Origin of the sequence: uncultured Thiothrix sp. (assembly GCF_937873765.1) — a bacterium.
In the GTDB taxonomy this organism is placed as follows: domain Bacteria; phylum Pseudomonadota; class Gammaproteobacteria; order Thiotrichales; family Thiotrichaceae; genus Thiolinea.
The window spans coordinates 75,370-95,013 of sequence record NZ_CALMZC010000039.1 but is presented as its reverse complement, the minus strand read 5'-3'; the positions used below and the strand labels follow the sequence as shown (position 1 = coordinate 95,013).

The following is a 19,644-nucleotide window of genomic DNA, read 5'->3' as shown; positions in this document are numbered from 1 at the left end:
AGCCTGAGTTACATTTTAAGGTGAGAACGATGGAAGTCATACTTCTAAAGAAAGTTGAAAATCTCGGTGCACTCGGAACTGTAGTTAATGTACGTCCAGGCTATGGCCGTAATTATCTGATTCCGACCGGCCGCGCCAAAATGGCCACTAAAGCCAATATCGCTGAATTTGAACAGCGTCGTGCTGAATTAGAAAAAGCTGCGCAAGATGCACATGCTGCGGCTGAAGCCCGTCGTGATCAATTACAAGATTTAGTTTTAACCATTAAAGCTAAAACGGGTGGCGAAGGTAAATTATTCGGCTCTGTGTCTAGTATTGAAATTGCTGAAGCGATTAATGCAGCCGGTGTTCCTGTAGAGCGTCGTGAAATTCGTATGCCTGCAGGCCCCTTGCGCTTACTAGGTGAATATGAAGTAGGTCTGCACTTATATACTGATGTAGATGCGACCGTAAAAGTTATTATTGAAGACGAAGCTGCCAAGTAATCAGCATCTTAGCTTCATCATCAGGTAGTTTTATAGCTGCCTGATGAATTTTCTAGGCGAGCCTCCGCTCTTTTCTCCCCACTTCCTGTAAACTGCTGGCTATGGCAGACACATACGAATCACTTAAAATTCCTCCGCATTCGATTGAAGCAGAGCAGTCCGTACTGGGCGGTTTAATGTTGGATAATGAAGCTTGGATGATCATTGGCGACAAATTATCCGAGACTGATTTTTACCGGCAAGATCACCGTTTGATCTTCCGTGCGATTGCTTATTTAGCTAGCCAACAAAAGCCTTTGGATGTGATTACTTTAAGTGACTGGCTTAAGGAAAATCGCTCACTAGAAGATGCGGGTGGTTTGGCTTATTTAGCCACGATGGCTAAGGACACGCCGAGTGCAGCCAATATCAATGCTTATGCGGATATAGTGCGTGAGAAATCGATCCTGCGCCAACTGATTAGTGTGGGTACTGAAATTACTGATTCAGGCTATAACACCGAAGGCCGCGATAGCCGCGAACTACTCGATCAGGCCGAACGTAAAGTCTTTGAAATTGCTGAGCAAGGTGCACGAAATACCAAATCCTTCCGAGCGCTAAAATCTCTAATGAAAACCACTTTAGAGCACATTGAAGAACTCAGCAAACTCAACTCCACTATTACAGGGGTCTCGACCGGCTATACCGATTTAGATGAGATGACCTCTGGCCTACAAAAAGGCGATCTAGTGATTGTTGCAGGTCGTCCTTCCATGGGTAAAACCACTTTCTCCATGAATATTGCTGAATACGCCGCCGCGCATAAAAAGCTACCGGTCGCTGTATTTAGTATGGAGATGCCTGCTGAGCAATTGACGTTGCGTTTATTATCCTCGATGGGACGGGTAGATCAGCATCGATTACGTACCGGCCAACTCACGGATGAAGATTGGCCACGCATTGCGACTGCCGTAAAGATTTTCGCGGATGTGCCTATGTTTATTGATGACAGCCCTGCACTCTCCCCGAATGAAGTACGTGCGCGTTCTCGCCGTCTAGTACGTGAGCATGGTCAATTAGGGCTTATCGTCCTTGACTATCTACAGTTAATGCAAGGGAATGGTAAAAGCGAAAACCGTACCAATGAAGTGTCGGAAATATCCCGCTCCCTGAAAGCCTTGGCAAAAGAATTGAGTACACCAATTGTTGTTCTTTCCCAGCTCAACCGGAGTTTGGAGCAACGCCCGAATAAGCGTCCTGTAATGTCTGATTTACGCGAGTCCGGTGCGATTGAGCAGGACGCGGATGTGATTATGTTCGTGTATCGGGATGAGGTTTATCACCCTGACTCGGCAGAAAAAGGCTCGGCAGAAATTATTATTGCTAAACAACGTAATGGTCCCATCGGCACCTGCCGTCTTACTTTCTTAGGCAAATACACGCGCTTTGAAAATTATACACCAGAAGTATATACCCAAGGCTTTGAGTGACTAGTAAGTCTTGCCCTCATTAACTTAAGTAGCTTGAACCAGATTAATCTATAAGCATTTCAAGGAAAGATGTGCTATTTTTAATTTGATTAATTTTCGATCAAATTATGACAAGGATGGCTTGGAAGCGATGCACGAAGACTCAAAATATGCCAATTGGCTGCTAGTAACGCTTTTATTTACTCTATTAGTCAGTAGTTTAATTTTGGGTTGGTTATTAACCCGCTCTTCGGTGTTTGTGAGTCCATCTTTATTAACCAAAGAACCCTTAGCCGCACCGGAGTCAATAATAGTTAGTCAGGCTAATCTTCATCCCGCCCAACCTATTCAAGTCCCACAGAGCCATACTGAAAAACCTGACACCCACTTAAAAGCATCTGCATCAAGTACGCTAACGCCGCCCAAACAAAACCTCAACACGGAAGTTACTAACCGTTTGCCATCTACTTTACTAGAGAGTCAAGATTACTTAGACCAAGCGGCTATTATTCCTCGTGATATTTTACCTTTGGCAAGTTTAGCAGCTAATCAGCCAACGACTTTACCTAAAACCACCGCACCTGTTGCTTTAACCGTCCAAGGTTTAGTGGACGACAACACTACTAATCAACCCATAATACCTAGATACAAGTCAGCTTGGCTTTATGCTGGGCAGTTTCAAAATGGTAAATGGAGTTTACTAGGCTTGGATTTAGATGTGACTACCCTGCCTGAGCCAAATAAAAGCTATAAATTAACTTGGGGCGCTAAAGTACGTTCTGCTCCACCCGGCCAACGCATGAGTACTGGCAGTGCCAATTTAGCAGAAAGTATTGGATACTTAGCTGAAGGTTCGAGCATTCAAGTTCTGAGCGTGAAGCAATCTGGCAAAAACGGACACATTTGGCTCGAAATTGCTTATGGGCAGTGATTGACTCTACTAGACACAGTCAGTACCTTGGAAGCATGCCTAGCCTTAGTATTCGAACTAAACTGTTTATTGCGATCCTATTAGCCTGCTCCATAGCAGTGACTGCTTCTTTAAGCTTCGTCCATTTCCAATTTAGATACACCTATTTGGAATTTGTGCGCCAGCAAGAAAATGAACATCTGCAACAACTAAAAACCACTCTAGTGGCTTATTACGCCAGACATGGTAGTTGGGAAAATCTTAAAAAAGATCGTCGTCAGTGGTTTTTATTGCAGCGCTCACTGCGTGAGCAAACCGAAACTGAGGTCAATGATCTTCCACCTGCCCCTTCGCTTAATCGTCTCACTCAATTCGATGTGCGGCGGCGGACAGTGTTATTAGATGCTGACCACCAATTAGTGCAAGGTATTCAACTAAAAGACCCGCCCGACCTAGAGTATAAGTTAGAGTGGAGCCAGCACATAGTCGGCTATTTAGGGCTGTACCAACGCACTGGTTTTAGCGAAAGTAGCGAAGACGCAAAATTTTTAGAAAAACAAAACCGAACCTTATTTATTATTGCCCTCATGACTTTACTGGGCAGTATGTTGGTGGCCTTTTTATTCGCACGTCAATTAGTCCGACCGATTCAGCGTTTACGGCATAGCACCAGTGAATTAGCCGACGGCAATTATGCTACACGGATTGCAAAAGTTGGAGGCGATGAATTAGGTCAACTTAGCTCGGACTTTAATCAGCTTGCGCAGCGCTTACAGCAAAATGAACAAGCGCGGCGGCAATGGATTCAAGATATTGCTCACGAATTACGCACTCCTTTATCGATTTTGCGAGGTGAAATTGAAGCCATCCAAGATGGAATTAATCAAGTGGACGACGCCACTATTCACTCCTTACATCAAGAAGCTTTGCATCTCCAGCGCTTAGTCGAGGATTTATATACCCTTTCCATGTCAGATAGTGGTGCTTTAATTTATCACAAAACCGAAATTGACTTGCTCAAAGTGCTGAAAGATAGCCTCAATCAATTCGAGTCTAGTTTCCAAGAAGCGGGCTTAACTCTAGAACAGCAACTGCCCAAGGATCAACAAGCATTAATACAAGCCGATGAGCAACGCCTGCAACAACTCTTTCATAACTTACTGAAAAATACCCTACGCTATACTGATGCCCCTGGTCGATTACAGGTCAAATACAAAACGCATGGGCAAATGGCAGAAATCAGCTTTCAAGATACCGCGCCAAGTGTGCCTGATGAAGCTATCCCTCACCTATTTGAGCGATTATTTCGTGTAGAAAATTCGCGCAATCGCTTAACTGGGGGAGCAGGTATTGGCTTGAGCATCTGCCATAATATTGTGGAAGCACATAGTGGTAGTATTCAAGCCGAGCATTCGCCCTTAGGTGGCTTGCAGATCACTGTTAAACTACCGCTGAAGACCTTAACGAAGAAATCTAACCGAGGCTAAAGCCATGTTTCCGGTGTTAATCGTAGAAGATGAACCTAAAATTGCCGACCTCTTAAAAAAATATTTACAAAGTTCTGGCTATAAAACTCATTGGATTGCTGATGGCAATGCGGCGAGCATTTGGTTACAGCATAATCAGGTAGAGTTGGTGCTATTGGATTTGATGTTGCCCGGTAAAGATGGCTTAGAAATTTGTAAAGAACTGCGCCAACGCGCTCCCCAGCCTCCCGTTATCATGCTCACTGCCCGGGCTGAGGAAATTGATCGCTTATTAGGCTTAGAGCTAGGAGCTGATGATTATATTTGTAAGCCTTTTAGCCCACGTGAGGTACTTGCTCGGATTAAAGCTGTTTTGCGGCGCACTACGTTGCCAACCCATCATCAACAAAATGGAACCATCCTCGGACAGACCAGTATTCAACTGGATCGCGAACGTTTATGTGTACAATATGGCGACCAACAAGTCATTTTGACCTTAGTTGAATTTGAATTATTAGAAACCCTCCAATCCTATCCAGGGCGAATTTTCAGTCGCCAGCAATTGATGGAACGAGTCTATCCTGATAACCGCATTGTCAGTGATCGCACGATTGATAGTCATATTAAAAAGCTGCGCAAAAAGATTAACGAACTCAACTCAGAGCGCGAATTGATCCACTCGGTGTATTCAGTGGGCTATAAATTCGAGCCTTAATAGCCCTTCATTCTCCTAAATCTCTCCATGATTAGCTCAAACTTAGTCCGTAATTCCTGAGTATTCTGCCTCACATGGAAGCAAGACAAGCTCCACACTAGAACAAACTTAGGTTAGGGAAGACCGCTTAAGTCAGTTAAAACCTACAGGAACTTATCAATAATTTTTGGAGATACCTAGAATGAAAAAGTCAATTTTAACTTTAGCTTTAATTAGTGCTTTAGGTTTAGGCGCTGCTAACAGTGTATTTGCTGAAGATCCAGTCCCTGCGCCTGCTACCACTACAGCTCCAACGACGACTGCTGCCGATACTCAAGCACAGCGTGATGCCAAAATAGCTGAGCATATTGAAAAACGCGTGAACCGTATGAAAGAACGCTTGAATCTAACCGATGACCAAGTAGCCCAGTTAAAAACGATTATGACTGAGCAGCATGCTAAACGTGAAGTCTTACGTACTGAAGCTGAAACACGTATCAACGGTATTTTGACACCTGAGCAAGCAACTAAAATGAAATCTTTCCGTGACGAACACAGGGGATTTGGTATGGACGGTGGCACTGAAGGCAAAGGTCGTCATGGTGGTCATCATCGAGGCGGACATGGTGGTGATTGCGGCAATAATAAACCGGCTGAATAAATTTACTTAGACTTTTGCAATTATCTTGCATTTACCTCTTATCAACCGGATTCTAGAATCCGGTTTTTTATTCAGTGCTATTCCAAACGTTTATGCTGCCATCGAATAACCACGTAGACGCTGCGCAAACTGCGCTAAAGCTACTACTCGCGTTTTCTCTGCCTGTGCGATCCATTCTTGCACAGCTTCCAAACGCGTCTCCTGAGATTGGGTGGTACGCTCCCATAATTGCAATAGGCGCTGTTGGAACTGATAAACCGTCTCTAGAGTTTGATTACCTGCTAACAACTGTTGCAAATTGGCACTTGTAACTTGATCCAGCGGTTTAGACTGACTCAGTAGACGTTGCATTAGGCGTTGTTGCTGACGGTAAGCTGGTTTTTCTTGGCATAACTCAGCTTTGATCACGGGCTTCGTCACTTGACGTGTAAAATTTGATAAAACGTGCATCCGATTCCCCAACACGGCGGATACAGTATCTAAGTCCACTACCTGCTTGGCCAGATTCACTGTGAGGCGTGGCGCTACATTGCGCACTTTGGCCATACCCAGTATTTTTAATAAGCGGATATACATCCAACCTATATCGAATTCATACCATTTGCTCGATAAGCGCGCTGAGGCCGCAAAAGCATGATGATTATTATGTAATTCCTCGCCACCAATGATGATCCCTAAAGGGGAGATATTGGTAGAAGCATCGTCAGTCTGCCAATTGCGATAACCCCAAAAATGTGCCAGACCATTAATCACCCCAGCCGCCCAGAACGGAATCCATAACATCTGTACCAACCAAATCGCTAAACCTGCCAAGCCAAACAGAGCTAAATCAATCAGCAGCATCAACAGTACCCCCAACCAAGGTAACCGCGCATAGATATTGCGCTCTAGCCAATCGTCTGGAGTACCACGGCCATACAAATTCAAGGTATCCTGATTTAAAGACTCACGACGATACAAAAAAGCACCTAGCCACAGCACAGTCTGTAAACCCTTATGTTGTGGGCTATGTGGGTCATCTAGTGTTTCACACTTAGCATGATGTTTACGATGAATTGCGACCCACTCACGGGTGATCATCGCAGTCGTAAGCCACAGCCAGAAACGGAAAAAATGGAAAGGGATAATACCTAACTCGACTGCACGATGGGTTTGCGAGCGGTGTAAAAAAACTGTTACCGCGATAATAGTGATATGTGTTAACCCCAAGGCAATACACACCAACTGCCAAGCTACTAACTCAGACCATAAGCCCATGAAATCTCTCCTCTACCTACCATTGACCCTAAAAACACTTAACTTTTAATTAGTGGCTTAAATTATACTTTTTTCAATAAAAAACTCATCACTTGCCCCGCTTTAGTCTGCCGATGAACCGCTAAGCCCCAACGCGCAAACTCAAGCTGATACTCAAGTTCGTGCTCCAAATAAATCAAACTTTCCTGAGCGATTAATTGCCGCTCTAACAATTTATCTAGAGCCTTTTCAGGTAGCGCTAACCGAAAAGGTGGATCAAGAAAAACCACATCGAAACTCGCCATTTCACGCTCTAGATAACTGAATGCATCCGCATGTATTAATTGTGCGCCACTCGCCTCTAAAGTCACCACATTAGCCTGTAATTGTTTGAAAGCCCGCGTATCTTTTTCGACAAACACAACCTTAGCGGCCTCACGTGATAAAGCTTCAAACCCTAAAGCGCCACTACCTGCAAATAAATCTAAGCAACGTGCTCCACCTATCACAGACTGCAGCCAATTGAACAAAGTTTCGCGCACCCGATCAGGAGTAGGTCTTAAACCCGCCACATCAGCTATAGGAAGGCGACGACTACGCCATTGTCCGCCTATAATACGTAATTGATTGGCTTTGGCTCTGTTTACCTGAGAACTATTACGATTTGGGCTGGCTGATGATAGTATGCGGGGCATTTAGCAGAGTGCTCACAGATAAAAATTTTGGTGTAGGTGATTGTACGATGTTTGGATTTGGAAAGAAAAAAAAGCAGGAAGCAGAAGACATCTCCCCCGATGCCGTACTCGCTCAACCTAAGAAACTTGGCTTATTTGAGCGCCTCCGCCAAGGCTTATTCAAAACCGGCAATACCATTACCGCAGGTATGGATGTCATCGTTAAAGGTAAGAAAAAAGTCGATGATGAAGTTCTCGAAGAACTAGAAACCCGTCTCTTAATGGCCGATGTGGGAATGGAAGCCACTCAGGAAATTATGAGTGATCTCAACCAACGGGTGAGTCGCCAAGAATTAGACGATATGGATGCCTTGATGCAGGCTTTGTATAACAAAATGCATCGCATCCTCCGGCCTGCCGCTCAACCTTTAACGCTTGAGAGCAGCCACCAACCCTTTGTACTGTTGATGGTCGGGATTAATGGCGCTGGCAAAACCACTACCATTGGTAAACTCGCCAAAAAATTCCAGCAACAAGGTAAATCGGTGATGCTCGCCGCAGGTGATACCTTCCGTGCTGCGGCGGTCGAGCAACTTACGATTTGGGGTGAGCGCAATGGCATTCCAGTGATTGCCCAAGGCAGTGGTTCGGATTCGGCTTCAGTGATTTATGATGCGATGCAGTCCGCCAAAGCACGCGGCATTGATGTTCTACTGGCTGACACCGCTGGACGCTTACATACGCAAACCAACTTAATGGAAGAGTTGAAAAAAGTGAAGCGCGTCATGCAAAAGCTGGATGAATCAGCACCGCATGAAATTATGTTGATTGTTGATGCGAGTATTGGGCAAAACGCTTTAATTCAAGCACGCCAATTCAATGAAGCTTTAGGTGTCACTGGTATTACCGTTACTAAACTGGACGGTACGGCTAAAGGCGGGATTTTATTTGCGATTGCTGAGCAGTTAAAAATTCCCGTGCGCTTCATTGGAGTGGGCGAAACCATTGATGATTTACAAGAGTTCGACGCTTACGAATTTACTAGCGCGTTATTAGCGGGCGGCGATGACAAACAAAACGATCATTGAATTTCGTCAGGTACAGAAGCGTTATCCGACTGGCCAGCTTGCTCTCTACAATGTCAATTTGACGATTCGTGCCGGAGAGATGATTTTTATCACTGGCAATTCAGGCGCCGGCAAAAGTACCCTCCTCAAATTAATCGCTTTGCTGGAAACTCCAAGCAAAGGCGATGTATTGATTGATGGCACGCCTTTATCTCATTTACAAGCTCGTCAAATTCCTAATTATCGACGACGTATTGGCTTTATTTTCCAAGATCCACACCTGCTCTATGACCGCAATGTATTTGATAATGTTGCCTTGCCTTTATTAATTTCTGGCATGCCCGCTACGGATATTACGCGCCGCGTTAATGCCGCCTTAGATAAAGTAGGTTTAGGGAAAAAGACTAAAAGCTATCCACTGATGCTTTCAGCCGGTGAGCGACAGCGCGTAGGTATTGCACGTGCAGTGGTCAATCGCCCAACCATGATATTGGCAGATGAGCCAACGGGAAATTTAGACCCTGAATTAGCACAAGACATTATGCATACCTTTGCTCAATTTAATGACATTGGTGTGACCGTGTTAATTGCCAGCCATGATCATGGTTTGGTCGAACGTATGCAAAAGCGCATTATTGTGCTGCAGCGCGTGGAGCTTTAAATGACCGACAAAAGACCACCGGCTAAACCGCGCATTGTAGCTTCCCATGACTTAGGGCGCAAATTTAGGGTTTGGTTGAGTCAGCAAAAACAAGCGATTGATTTCAGCCTCAAGCGCTTATGGTTTAACCCGATTTCTGCTTGGATTACCTTGATTGCGATTGCTTTGGCCTTATCTTTACCGACGAGCATGCATGTTTTAGTTAAAAATCTACAAAGTTTGACGCATAACAATCAATCTGTACCAACTATTTCTTTGTTTTTAAAGCCGAAAGTGACTGAGCAACAAGCAAATGATTTGGCAGAACTGGTCAAAAGTCAGCCTGAAGTGTTGAGTACTACGGTGGTTACCCGCGATCAGGCCTTGCAAGATTTTAAGAAAATTGCGGGTCTTGCGGATACTTTAAAAACCTTAGGTGAAAATCCCTTACCCAATATTGTGGTGATTACCCCTAAAATGAATGATTTAGGGGTCACTGATGCTGATTTGGAAGACTTCACCAAGCGCTTAAAAACCTACAAAGAAGTTGAAGATGTGCAAATCGATATTGAATGGATTCAACGCCTACGCGCCATCCTGCAAATCGCTGAGCGTATTGTTGCGGTGGTGGCAGCACTCCTAGCCACCACTGTCCTCTTAGTGGTTGGCAATACGATTCGACTGGATATTGAAAATCGCAAAGATGAAATTCGTGTCACCCGTTTAATCGGCGCGACTAATCGTTATATTCGTCGCCCCTTTTTATATGGTGGTTTGTGGTTAGGCTTGTTTGGCGGCTTCTTAAGCTTATTAGTCGTGAATATCGCCCTATTATTTCTGGTCGAGCCTGTCAATAAACTATCTCTGCTTTATGGCAGTGATTTCAATTTAGGCGGCATTGATCTGACTACTACTTTGGAAGTCTTAATCATCAGTGCTAGTTTAGGTTTAGTCGGGGCATGGTTAGCCGTCAATCGCTATCTGTGGGAAAGCGAAGTAATTAACGACTAAAAGCGACTACCGTCCGGAAATACTAAGGTTTTGCCAGTAGGATTAGGTTGAGGCGTACTCGGTTGAGATTGAACAGAGTTAGCCACTGGTGATTGATTAGTAGTTGGCGGATTAGAGTCTAAGAAAGGGCTAAAGCTCGAGCTACTCGCAGGAAACCTAATGGATTCTGCAGGCTGGACGGCTTGACCTGTATCAGGGTTGGGCATGAAATTATTGGGCAGCATAACTGGCGGCGATTGGTAGAAAGCACTAGGCGGTGTTTGCAGAGGTACCTGCTGCCAACTCGGGGCTTGATAATTATAATTTGGAAGTATGCCTGTATTCCAAGGTTGTTGGTTATTGAGTGAGTTCATTAAAAACATACTCGTTACCCAATCATTATTATTGCGTCGCCCAAAGGAGTTAGAACCACTAGACCACGGCATCCATGCGTTATTTCCCCATGAGTTCCCCCCGCCGTTGCCAGAACTCCACGGCATCATTGACGAACTCCAACTATTTCCACCCCAAGGCATAAAGCCAGTCGACCAAGGATTGCTGCCCATACTCCAAGGTGACAAGCCGGAAGACCACGGGTTCGCCCCCATACTCCAAGGTGACAAGCCGGAAGACCACGGCATACTCCCCATGCCACCATAAGGGGTTTCACTCCAAGCAAAAGAACTAAGTGTTGCTAGACTAAACACAGAAATAGCAACCCCAACTCGCCTGTAAGTAGCTAGTTGTTTTCTTAACACAAGATTTTGCATGGCCATTCAACTTGAGATTAGCGAAAATAATTTGACCCTACTATAGCATGATCCGCAATACTCGCTCATCCATACAGGAACGCATAAACACATTCATCGCAGTTTCGTCGCCTGATGGATAAAACGCTAGCATCAAGGTATTGAACTCCCATTGGCGTTTGGCAGGCAAATTAATCGCAGGATAGCCGTTTTGGAGTAAATAGCAATTCATTATAAAGCGCCCCATGCCTTTTGACCCAAACTCAATCGTGGCACCGCCGCCAACAGCTTTTTAGTATAATCCTGCTGCGGTGAACCACACACGGCTGTAGTTGGCCCCAATTCAACGATCCGTCCTTTATACATTACCACGGTTTGATCACTGAGATACTCAACCACGCCAATATTGTGTGTAATAAAGAGTAAAGTTAAATCGCGCTCCGCTCGCAACTCTAAGAGTAACTGCAAAATTTCGGCCTGCACCGAAACATCCAAAGCACTCGTAATTTCATCACAAACAATAAACGCCGGATTCAGAACTAAAGCACGCGCTAAGCCAATCCGCTGGCGCTGTCCACCCGAAAATTCATGGGGATAACGCCATAAATGTTCACGCTTTAATTGCATGCGCTCTAAAGTTTTGGCCGCTAACTCTAAACGCTCCTCTTGATTTGAGCCGATTCCATGCACCTTCATCGGTTCGGTCAAGGTCATTTCAATTAAAAGGCGCGGATTCAAAGACGATTGCGGATCTTGGAAGACTATTTGCATTTTCGAGCGCCAAGCACGCATTGCACTAGCGGACAGACCCACGAATTCGTTGCCCTGCATTTTGATGCTACCCGAGCTAGGCTTTTCTAATTGTAAGACCGCACGACCTAAAGTCGTTTTCCCACAGCCCGACTCCCCGACTAAAGCTACAATCTGGCCTTTGACTATATCAAGGCTCACATCATCAACGGCTTTATTATAATCAACCACTTGCCTAAATAAGCCCTTTTTAATCGGGAACCAAACATTAACATGTCGCAATTGTAACAAGGGTTCAGCGATTAACTGCGCTTCAGACAGTGGTTTGGTTAAGGTGGGATTTTTATGGCGTGCCAAATTTTCGGGAACTGCTTCGAGTAACTGATGGGTATAGGGATGTTGCGGACGATTCAGCACTTGTTCGACCAAACCCACTTCGACTAACTTACCGTGCTGCATCACCCCGACTTGATGCGCCATTTGTGCGACCACCCCAAAATCATGAGTAATGAACAACATACTCATCCCCGTAGTTTCTTGTAGATGGCGCATCAAGCGTAAAATTTCCGCCTGCACGGTCACATCTAGCGCAGTCGTTGGTTCATCTGCAATCAATAACTCCGGCTCACAAGCCAAAGCCATCGCAATCATCACGCGCTGACGTTGTCCACCTGATAGCTGATGCGGAAAGCTATTCAGGCGTTCGCGGCTATTGGGCATCTGTACTTGATCTAAAGCTTGAATCGCACGTTCTTCTGCCTCTTCTGCTGTCATCTCAGGATGATGGAGCTGCAAGGCCTCCATAATTTGATCACCGACCGTGAATACTGGATTGAGCGAAGTCATTGGCTCTTGGAAGATCATGGCAATTTGTGATCCACGAATCGTCCGCAATTCATCCTCATCTACCTTTAGCAAATCTTGATTATTAAACAGAAGCTGCCCGTTCGGATGCGAGGCAATCCCATAAGGCAGTAAGCGAATCACCGATAAAGCCGTAATCGATTTACCACTACCCGATTCACCGACTAGGCAGAAGGTTTCGCCTTTATTGATAGTGAAACTGATGCCATCCACCGCTTTAACGGTTTCAGCGCCATTTTGTAGATAAGTGCAGAGCTTATTGACCACTAATAAGGGCGCTGGCATTATTTATTGTACCCCCGCTGCACGCGAGAGATTCGGGTCAATTGCATCGCGGAAGGCTTCGCCAATCAAGGTATAAGCGAATACAGTTAAGAAAATCGCGCCACCAGGAAACACGGCCATCCACCAATTGAAACTGGCAGATGTCACTGATTGATCCAACATTTGTCCCCACGACGGCTCCTCAACTAAACCTAGGCCTAAGAAACTTAAAGTCGCTTCCGCTAAAATCGCTGAAGCCACCCCGAAACTTGCCGCCACCAATAAAGGCGCCACTCCATTCGGTAACATATGTCGAAACAAAATCGAGTGTAGGGGTAAACCCGCTGCCACTGCCGCTTGTACATAATCTTGGCGGCGTAACTTCAAGAACTCAGCACGAATGTAGCGCGCATACCCCGACCAACTCGTTACCCCAATAATGATCATCATCATATACAGGCTACGCCCAAAGAAAGCGACAAACGTGAGCAGTAAAAATAAAGTTGGAATCGCTTCAAAAATCTCCACAAGACGCATACCAATCATATCGACTACGCCCGAGAAATAGCCCATGAAGCCTCCAATGATAATCCCGAGAATCATAGAAATACTGGTCGCTACAATCCCAATACTTAAAGCGATGCGTGAGGCATGAATCATCCGACTTAAAACATCCGCCCCATTCTCTTCAGTACCCATCAAATGTAAACGCTGCTCTTCAGCCGCTTTACCCGCTAAAGGCGGTTCTAAACCAGTATCGCCATAATCGCGTAAATAATCTTGCGGTGCATAAGGAATCAGTGGCATCACTCGCCAATCGACTTCGGTATAATGGGCGGTACGGAAATCATCATAAATCACCAACTGTGGTGGTTTTAAATAGACATTAGCCAAAACCACGACGGCAGCAATCACTGCGGCCAACAGCGCTAAATTCACTCTAAACTTTAATTTCAATGGCAATACCCACAACACCAAAATCGTGAAAAAAGCCGCTAATACCGCTAAGTCCTCCGTACTCAAATAAGTCAAAACCGGGAAAGACAATTGCCCTGCTTTGCTCATGACCAAAGGCATACTATTTGCTAAGAATGGAGCAAAGACTGCACACAGAATTAAAGTGCCTATCCAAAATAAGGCGAATTTTACACCGTGACCGGCAAAGGTTTTGCGTAATAAACGACGTGACAGTGTTTCTTGGCTAATGATTTGCTTAGTCATAAGTCACACGTGGATCAACTAAAGTATAAAGAAAATCAGCGATTAAATAACCAACCAAGGTTAGGAAACCGCTAATCCAAGTAATCGATAGCACCAACTCACGATCCCGACTTTTTACTGCTTCAATTGCTAGTTGCCCCATACCATTGATACTAAATATATTCTCAACAATTAAAGAACCCGCTAATAAACTCGGTAATAAGCCCGCAATGATGGTAATCAGCGGTAATAAGCTATTACGAAACACATGCTTCCACAGCACGGTTTGCTCGTCTAAACCTTTAGCGCGTGCCGTGCGTGCATAATCGGCACTAAGGTTTTCTAACAGCGAAGCACGAATAATTTTCGCTAAAGCCGCTGAAGCGCCTAGTGATAAGCATAAAACGGGTAAGACTAAATGCCAGATACGATCCAATAAAAAACCGCGCACAAAACCATCATCGGTGAATTGCAAAGCAAATAAAATTCCGAGGGTTGCACCCAAAAAACCCAAACCTATGACTCGAAAAGGTGTGTAATCCATCCACCCCATGCCAACCAGCATCGCCCCCCCTAAAACTGGTAATACTACCCAAGCAAATAGTGAGAAATCTGCATGCGCTTGTGCCATCCACACACCAGCGACAAGGCCAAAAACACCCGCTAAGAAAGCACGCAATTTACGCTCTTGCCAACGACTCAACCAAACTAATAGTGAGGTTCCTATTAGCATGCCTAAGAAAACTTTACCTACGTCCCACAACGAACCCCAATGCGGCATAAAAGGCATATCTTGCGCCGCACGACTGCCAATCCCTGCCGTTGGGAACCACTGCCAATGCTGCACACTGGCAAAAAAACCTAGCAATAGCACACCCAACAACATAGTAGGAATCGACCACAGCGCTAACATCACCATACTAGAACTCACATCAAAGCCACTCCCGCGCTCAGTAGCCGACTTCACCCCAATCGCGATGGCGACAATATAAATAATGGGGATAGTGATGATATTCAGCAGCAAAGTAATCGGGATGCGCTCGCCCAAAATTTCGCTCACAGGGCGGCCAAAATAAAAGCTTTCCCCCAGATCCATCCCTTTAGTCAAAGAGAAACTAGTGTATTTGCCGTTCTCATCCTGCTCAAACCCTATCGGGGAAACATTATTCAGCCAGCGCAAATATTGCATCGGTGCAGGCTGATCAAGCCCATAGCGTTTATTGTAATAATCCATCAGCGCCTTACGCTCTTCTGGCTTCATATTGCTATCGGTCATATTCTGCGCACCCACTCCACCGGGGGAAAGCGCCATCACCGAGAATACGACTATCGTAATTCCTAGCAAAGTTGGAATCATCAACAGCAAGCGGCGCAGCAAATACGTCAGCATTTAGCAGCTCCGCTTATTTTTGATACTTTTGCAAAGGGGCTGGCACATAGTTTTCCATAGGCAAAGAACCGTAGTTCAAGCCCAGTTTGGACATTTGTAAATTTTGAATGCGCTTATCCACAAACAATAAGGACTGCTCACGAATTAAAAAGGTGTAAGGCTGATCCTCATACATAATTCTTTCAGCCTGTTGCCACAGAATCATCCGTTTTGGCTCATCTACTGTGCGGCGCGCTTCATCAATTAACTTATCTAGCTCAGGATTGTGATAAGAAATGAAATTATCACCATCGTCTTTTATTTGCGAGCTATGGAACATTTGATAAATATCAGTTTCAATTCCACTCGACCAGCCCATGGTGATTGCATCGAAATCACGTTTCTTTAAAGCTTCCTGCATCACTGGAAACTCTTGCGGAGACGGTTCTAATTTAATCCCTGCCCGTGCATAAATATCTTTCAGAAACAGTACCGTGCGTTCTCTACTTTTATTCCCTTGGAAATAAACCATCTTAAACTCAAACGGCTGGCCTGCCTGATCCTCTAAAATGCCATCACCATTTTTGTCAGCAAAGCCCGCCTCTTTCAGTAAACTTTGCGCTTTTTCGAGATTAAATACCCAAAGCTGCAAGCTAGGATCATGCTGTTTAGAACGTGGATTAAACGGGCTAATCGCCTGCTCAGCATGATCTAAATAAATATCTTTTACAATGCGTTGCATATCCGTAAGGTAAGTCATCGCTTGACGCACACGTTTATCTGCAAAGCGGGTCGGTTTCCCGTCTTTTTGCTGATTCCAAGCAATATAGCCGTAGCCCACGACAGGCGGCATGTATTCAAAGTTTTGGCTTTTATCGATGATTTGCTGATCAGTTTTCAGCTTAGCGTATTCAGAAGGCTTGGCTTCATAGCTATCAATTTCGCCATTTCGGTAAGTGGTCAAGCGTGCGCTTTCATTTTGAATCACTTTCCACAACATCCGATTGAACGCAGGCTGTACATCCCCCCAATAGCGTTCATTCCGAACCAGCTCGACACTACCTTGATCGGGTGTCCAAGTTTTTGGGTCAGCTAAACGATAAGGGCCACTCCCTAGCAATAAGCCTTTGGACTGATTAAATTCTTGTGGTTTATTCATATAGGGCTCATAAAAATGAGCCGGCATAATGGCTAAGCCACCCGCTAAACCGAAGGACTGGAAATAAGGCTCTTTAAATTTAAAGACGACCTCATAATCGCCTTTAGCTTCCACAGAAGTAATTTGCCCATACACTGAACGCTCTGCTGGTGCTGCAATTGCTTCATTCATAACGAAGTTATAGGTGAAGACCACATCTTTAGCCGTAAGCTTGACGCCATCCGAGAAGGTTACATCATCACGCATTTGGAAAGTGATGGTTAAGCCATCGGGGCTAATTTGCCAAGACTTCGCGATTAAGCCCTCCCACTCCATCGTATCGGGATTGCGATTAACTAAGCTTTCCTGCACGTAATACTGAACTTGAGACGCATAAGCATCGGTTGAAACTAAAGGGGTTAAGGTCTTTAGACTCGTTTCGAGGGCGCTGACCCCCCAATCACCTTGGGCATAATCAGGCTTTTTACTGGCCGCATAAGCACGTTGAAAGGCAGCGCCGACGCCTGGGATTGCAAGCTGCTTAGTAGGGGTGGCGGAGTTCACTGCGGATGAAAGATTCACCTGCCCAGAACTCACTGCCGTGCGCAAGCTACGCATATCTTGGGCTTGCTGAGTGAGTGCGGATTCCATCTGCGCCAATTTCGTCCATTGACGATCTACTTGGTACATCACTAATAACAATAAAGCGATCAGAATTATGAGGATGGAATAGAGAAGCCAGTCGCGGGTGATGAATCTTTTTTGCATGTTCTTCTGTATACTTACGCGATTAATTTAATCAAGCATAACACCAACCCAAGTTAGCTTGCATCTATGCAACTGATTCTTGGATTAAAAGTGTGTTCGAGTCTTTTAAGGAGTCATTATGGGTTTTCTCACCGGTAAACGCGCCCTGATCACTGGCATCGCCAGCAATCGTTCGATTGCTTATGGGATTGCTCAGGCTATGCATCGCGAAGGGGCTGAATTGGCCTTAACTTATCAAAACGATAAATTAAAACCTCGGGTCGAGAAATTCGCGGCAGAGTTTGGCTCCTCCATCGTTATCCCTTGTGACGTAGGTTCTGACAGCGAAATTGAGAACACGTTCAAACAATTAGCCGAACATTGGGATGGTTTCGATATTTTAGTGCATGCGATTGCGTTCGCACCGAAAGAGCAACTTGAAGGCAGCATCGTCGATAATACCACTCGCGAAGGCGCACAGATCGCGCACGACATCAGCGCGTATAGCTTTTTAGCACTGGCTAAATATGCACGCCCGCTGATGCAAGGTCGCCATAGTTCTATGCTGACTTTAAGTTATCTAGGCGCGATTGCCGCTATCCCCAATTACAACGTGATGGGTATGGCGAAAGCAAGCTTAGAAGCCGGTGTGCGCTTTATGGCTGCCGATTTAGGCCCTTCTGGCATTCGTGTTAATGCTATTTCTGCAGGTCCGATTCGTACCTTAGCTGCTTCTGGCATTACGGGCTTCCGCAAAATGTTGGATCATTTTGAGCAACATGCGCCGCTGCGGCGGAATGTGACTATCGAAGAAGTCGGCAATGCAGCAGCTTTCCTCTGCTCTGATTTAGCCTCCGGTATCACCGGTGAAATCACCTATGTGGATGGCGGCTGGAACATCCTTGGTATGTCAGGAATGCCCAGCGAATAAATCTCCACATTCATCTGATATGAACATATTCACGATATACTCAGTGAATATGTTCAGTACCCAATAACAGGTGAAACATGAAGTTCTGTCCACAATGTGGCTCAGCCTTACGTAAAAAGCAGATTGATGAATTTGAACGCTTAGCCTGTCATCCAACTTGTGGCTATGTACACTGGAATAATCCAGTTCCAGTAGTAGCCGCTTTAGTACGTTGTAATGGCAAGTTTATCTTAGCGCGCAATTACAAATGGCCTGAAGGGATGTTTTCCCTAATCGCTGGCTTTTTAGAAGCGTTTGAATCACCTGAACCCGCTGTCTTGCGTGAGACTCAAGAAGAGTTAGGTTTAACTGGACAAAGCGCTACTTTTATCGGGCATTATACTTTTCCACAGCGCAACCAAATCATTATGGCCTATTTGGTGGAAGCCACTGGCGAACTAAACCTGAATAAGCAAGAGCTGTTAGAAGCGGTTGAATTAAGCGCTGAAGAATTAAAAGCTTTTGATTTTGGTCACTTGCGTCTTGGCCCCTTAGTAGTAGAAGCGCTCTTTTCTAAACATTTATAAACGACTTATTCATGCCCATTGAAACTAATAACGACAATAAAACTACTCCTAAATATAGTCGCCGCAACCAGCTCGAACAGATCGTGCCACGTCTTTCACGTGAACAACTTGAGCATTTTCTATTAGAAACCGCACTGCGTGATATTGAACTACGTGAAAGCTTGCTCATTCATTTCGGTGAGTATTTAAATACGAGCGACCCTGAAGAAGCAAAATATCGCGAAACCTTACAACGCATGATTGCACGTCATCAAAATCAAAGCGGATTTATTAACCTAGAAAGCGCGCAAAAGCTTTCGGCTATGCTGGAATCTTTATTGGAATCCGCCCGCCAAGCCACGACACCGCCGAGTAAAACCATTGATCTGTGCATGGCTATGATCGGTGTGATGCCCACCTTGGGCGACCATATGGATGATTCGGAAGGGCATATTTATCGACTGATGCGGATTACCTGTGTGGTGTTATGGGAGTGTTTCAGCGTCCTACCCCCTGAAAACCAAGCGGTGGTCTTTAATCGCTTATTAAGTGAATACGCGAACCCGGTTTATCTGGATTTAGATTTAGACAGCTTTATGCTTACCCTATTGAAAGACCTAGCTAAATCTAATCGTGAATGGCAAAAAGCTTGCTTACGCCAGCAAGACCAACTACTTAAAGAAGTTAAAAACGATAAATGGCGGAAGAACTATCTGCTAGAACAATTGAATGATTTGTTGGGGACTTGGCATAAGAAGTAAAACTCAGAAAACTCCTGCATGAGTGTCGCTCACTAAAGCTTGAGTACTTTAGGTC

20 protein-coding genes are annotated in these 19,644 nt (G+C 45.0%); 12 read left to right on the top strand and 8 right to left on the bottom strand.

Translation table 11 applies throughout. The annotated features are described in order from the left end of the window. Positions 1 to 29 precede the first annotated feature (29 nt). The 6 genes from rplI to Q0307_RS11540 all read left to right on the top strand — a co-directional run bounded on the left by rplI (position 30) and on the right by Q0307_RS11540 (position 5,664). The gene (rplI, locus tag Q0307_RS11565) at positions 30 to 485 is read left to right on the top strand and encodes a 50S ribosomal protein L9 (RefSeq protein WP_298660719.1); all 456 of its coding nucleotides are present in this window, start codon (positions 30 to 32) and stop codon (positions 483 to 485) included. Between the two features lie 101 nt (positions 486 to 586). Beyond that, positions 587 to 1,954 (top strand): replicative DNA helicase, encoded by a 1,368-nt coding sequence (gene dnaB / locus Q0307_RS11560; protein ID WP_298660717.1) that lies wholly within the window; start codon positions 587 to 589, stop codon positions 1,952 to 1,954. A 130-nt stretch (positions 1,955 to 2,084) separates the two neighbouring features. Further along, on the top strand, positions 2,085 to 2,864 hold the full coding sequence (locus Q0307_RS11555; protein ID WP_298660715.1) for a hypothetical protein: 780 nt from the start codon (positions 2,085 to 2,087) through the stop codon (positions 2,862 to 2,864). A gap of 35 nt (positions 2,865 to 2,899) precedes the next feature. Further along, positions 2,900 to 4,330: an ATP-binding protein gene (locus Q0307_RS11550; RefSeq protein ID WP_298660713.1), complete on the top strand. Its 1,431-nt coding sequence runs from the start codon at positions 2,900 to 2,902 to the stop codon at positions 4,328 to 4,330. A gap of 4 nt (positions 4,331 to 4,334) precedes the next feature. Then, entirely contained in the window at positions 4,335 to 5,024 is a 690-nt protein-coding gene (locus tag Q0307_RS11545; RefSeq protein ID WP_298660711.1) for a response regulator, read from the top strand. A 181-nt stretch (positions 5,025 to 5,205) separates the two neighbouring features. After that, positions 5,206 to 5,664, top strand: a complete 459-nt coding sequence (locus Q0307_RS11540) for a Spy/CpxP family protein refolding chaperone (RefSeq protein WP_298660709.1) — start codon at positions 5,206 to 5,208, stop codon at positions 5,662 to 5,664. A gap of 90 nt (positions 5,665 to 5,754) precedes the next feature. Here Q0307_RS11540 and Q0307_RS11535 read toward each other — a convergent pair whose 3' ends face one another. Further along, positions 5,755 to 6,921: a fatty acid desaturase gene (locus Q0307_RS11535; protein ID WP_298660707.1), complete on the bottom strand. Its 1,167-nt coding sequence runs from the start codon at positions 6,919 to 6,921 to the stop codon at positions 5,755 to 5,757. 62 nt (positions 6,922 to 6,983) lie between these two features. Continuing rightward, positions 6,984 to 7,595 (bottom strand): 16S rRNA (guanine(966)-N(2))-methyltransferase RsmD, encoded by a 612-nt coding sequence (gene rsmD / locus Q0307_RS11530; protein ID WP_298660705.1) that lies wholly within the window; start codon positions 7,593 to 7,595, stop codon positions 6,984 to 6,986. A 47-nt stretch (positions 7,596 to 7,642) separates the two neighbouring features. Here rsmD and ftsY point away from each other — a divergent pair, with 47 nt between their 5' ends. The 3 genes from ftsY to ftsX are packed head-to-tail and all read left to right on the top strand — an operon-like array spanning position 7,643 to position 10,292. Then, positions 7,643 to 8,662, top strand: coding sequence for a signal recognition particle-docking protein FtsY (ftsY, locus tag Q0307_RS11525; protein ID WP_298660703.1), 1,020 nt, complete (start codon positions 7,643 to 7,645; stop codon positions 8,660 to 8,662). Then, complete coding sequence (gene ftsE, locus Q0307_RS11520; protein WP_298660920.1) at positions 8,655 to 9,302, top strand: cell division ATP-binding protein FtsE; 648 nt, start codon at positions 8,655 to 8,657, stop codon at positions 9,300 to 9,302. Before ftsY ends, ftsE begins: the two co-directional genes overlap by 8 nt. Continuing rightward, positions 9,303 to 10,292, top strand: a complete 990-nt coding sequence (gene ftsX, locus Q0307_RS11515; protein WP_298660701.1) for a permease-like cell division protein FtsX — start codon at positions 9,303 to 9,305, stop codon at positions 10,290 to 10,292. Here ftsX and Q0307_RS11510 read toward each other — a convergent pair. From Q0307_RS11510 to Q0307_RS11485, 6 genes are read right to left on the bottom strand one after another with little or no spacing between them, the layout of a single operon-like run. Beyond that, positions 10,289 to 11,041: a hypothetical protein gene (locus Q0307_RS11510; RefSeq protein WP_298660699.1), complete on the bottom strand. Its 753-nt coding sequence runs from the start codon at positions 11,039 to 11,041 to the stop codon at positions 10,289 to 10,291. The genes ftsX and Q0307_RS11510 overlap by 4 nt on opposite strands. Before the next feature lie 40 nt (positions 11,042 to 11,081). Beyond that, the gene (locus tag Q0307_RS11505) at positions 11,082 to 11,252 is read right to left on the bottom strand and encodes a hypothetical protein (RefSeq protein ID WP_298660696.1); all 171 of its coding nucleotides are present in this window, start codon (positions 11,250 to 11,252) and stop codon (positions 11,082 to 11,084) included. After that, entirely contained in the window at positions 11,252 to 12,919 is a 1,668-nt protein-coding gene (locus tag Q0307_RS11500) for an ABC transporter ATP-binding protein (protein WP_298660695.1), read from the bottom strand. The genes Q0307_RS11505 and Q0307_RS11500 overlap by 1 nt, the downstream gene beginning before the upstream one ends. 3 nt (positions 12,920 to 12,922) lie before the next feature. Further along, complete coding sequence (locus tag Q0307_RS11495; RefSeq protein WP_298660693.1) at positions 12,923 to 14,119, bottom strand: ABC transporter permease; 1,197 nt, start codon at positions 14,117 to 14,119, stop codon at positions 12,923 to 12,925. Further along, positions 14,112 to 15,488 (bottom strand): ABC transporter permease, encoded by a 1,377-nt coding sequence (locus Q0307_RS11490; protein ID WP_298660691.1) that lies wholly within the window; start codon positions 15,486 to 15,488, stop codon positions 14,112 to 14,114. The genes Q0307_RS11495 and Q0307_RS11490 overlap by 8 nt, the downstream gene beginning before the upstream one ends. Before the next feature lie 13 nt (positions 15,489 to 15,501). Further along, on the bottom strand, positions 15,502 to 17,373 hold the full coding sequence (locus tag Q0307_RS11485; RefSeq protein WP_298660688.1) for a peptide-binding protein: 1,872 nt from the start codon (positions 17,371 to 17,373) through the stop codon (positions 15,502 to 15,504). A 118-nt stretch (positions 17,374 to 17,491) separates the two neighbouring features. Between Q0307_RS11485 and Q0307_RS11480 the strand changes: the two genes are divergently transcribed. The 3 genes from Q0307_RS11480 (at position 17,492) to Q0307_RS11470 (ending at position 19,589) form a co-directional block, all read left to right on the top strand. Further along, positions 17,492 to 18,283, top strand: coding sequence for an enoyl-ACP reductase (locus Q0307_RS11480; RefSeq protein WP_298660686.1), 792 nt, complete (start codon positions 17,492 to 17,494; stop codon positions 18,281 to 18,283). Positions 18,284 to 18,360: 77 nt separating this feature from the next. Then, positions 18,361 to 18,849 (top strand): NUDIX hydrolase, encoded by a 489-nt coding sequence (locus tag Q0307_RS11475; protein WP_298660684.1) that lies wholly within the window; start codon positions 18,361 to 18,363, stop codon positions 18,847 to 18,849. A gap of 11 nt (positions 18,850 to 18,860) precedes the next feature. After that, entirely contained in the window at positions 18,861 to 19,589 is a 729-nt protein-coding gene (locus Q0307_RS11470; RefSeq protein WP_298660682.1) for a hypothetical protein, read from the top strand. Positions 19,590 to 19,644: the final 55 nt, after the last annotated feature.

What these genes read in the sequence shown, in the direction of transcription:
- dnaB (WP_298660717.1), top strand. Translation starts at nt 587, where the DNA reads ATGGCAGACACATACGAATCACTTAAAATTCCTCCGCATTCGATTGAA.
- Q0307_RS11500 (WP_298660695.1), bottom strand. Translation starts at nt 12,919, where the DNA reads ATGCCAGCGCCCTTATTAGTGGTCAATAAGCTCTGCACTTATCTACAA.
- Q0307_RS11555 (WP_298660715.1), top strand. Translation starts at nt 2,085, where the DNA reads ATGCACGAAGACTCAAAATATGCCAATTGGCTGCTAGTAACGCTTTTA.
- Q0307_RS11470 (WP_298660682.1), top strand. Translation starts at nt 18,861, where the DNA reads ATGCCCATTGAAACTAATAACGACAATAAAACTACTCCTAAATATAGT.
- Q0307_RS11545 (WP_298660711.1), top strand. Translation starts at nt 4,335, where the DNA reads ATGTTTCCGGTGTTAATCGTAGAAGATGAACCTAAAATTGCCGACCTC.
- rplI (WP_298660719.1), top strand. Translation starts at nt 30, where the DNA reads ATGGAAGTCATACTTCTAAAGAAAGTTGAAAATCTCGGTGCACTCGGA.
- Q0307_RS11475 (WP_298660684.1), top strand. Translation starts at nt 18,361, where the DNA reads ATGAAGTTCTGTCCACAATGTGGCTCAGCCTTACGTAAAAAGCAGATT.
- rsmD (WP_298660705.1), bottom strand. Translation starts at nt 7,595, where the DNA reads ATGCCCCGCATACTATCATCAGCCAGCCCAAATCGTAATAGTTCTCAG.
- Q0307_RS11535 (WP_298660707.1), bottom strand. Translation starts at nt 6,921, where the DNA reads ATGGGCTTATGGTCTGAGTTAGTAGCTTGGCAGTTGGTGTGTATTGCC.
- Q0307_RS11505 (WP_298660696.1), bottom strand. Translation starts at nt 11,252, where the DNA reads ATGAATTGCTATTTACTCCAAAACGGCTATCCTGCGATTAATTTGCCT.
- Q0307_RS11490 (WP_298660691.1), bottom strand. Translation starts at nt 15,488, where the DNA reads ATGCTGACGTATTTGCTGCGCCGCTTGCTGTTGATGATTCCAACTTTG.
- Q0307_RS11480 (WP_298660686.1), top strand. Translation starts at nt 17,492, where the DNA reads ATGGGTTTTCTCACCGGTAAACGCGCCCTGATCACTGGCATCGCCAGC.
- Q0307_RS11495 (WP_298660693.1), bottom strand. Translation starts at nt 14,119, where the DNA reads ATGACTAAGCAAATCATTAGCCAAGAAACACTGTCACGTCGTTTATTA.
- Q0307_RS11550 (WP_298660713.1), top strand. Translation starts at nt 2,900, where the DNA reads ATGCCTAGCCTTAGTATTCGAACTAAACTGTTTATTGCGATCCTATTA.
- Q0307_RS11510 (WP_298660699.1), bottom strand. Translation starts at nt 11,041, where the DNA reads ATGCAAAATCTTGTGTTAAGAAAACAACTAGCTACTTACAGGCGAGTT.
- ftsX (WP_298660701.1), top strand. Translation starts at nt 9,303, where the DNA reads ATGACCGACAAAAGACCACCGGCTAAACCGCGCATTGTAGCTTCCCAT.
- Q0307_RS11485 (WP_298660688.1), bottom strand. Translation starts at nt 17,373, where the DNA reads ATGCAAAAAAGATTCATCACCCGCGACTGGCTTCTCTATTCCATCCTC.
- Q0307_RS11540 (WP_298660709.1), top strand. Translation starts at nt 5,206, where the DNA reads ATGAAAAAGTCAATTTTAACTTTAGCTTTAATTAGTGCTTTAGGTTTA.
- ftsY (WP_298660703.1), top strand. Translation starts at nt 7,643, where the DNA reads ATGTTTGGATTTGGAAAGAAAAAAAAGCAGGAAGCAGAAGACATCTCC.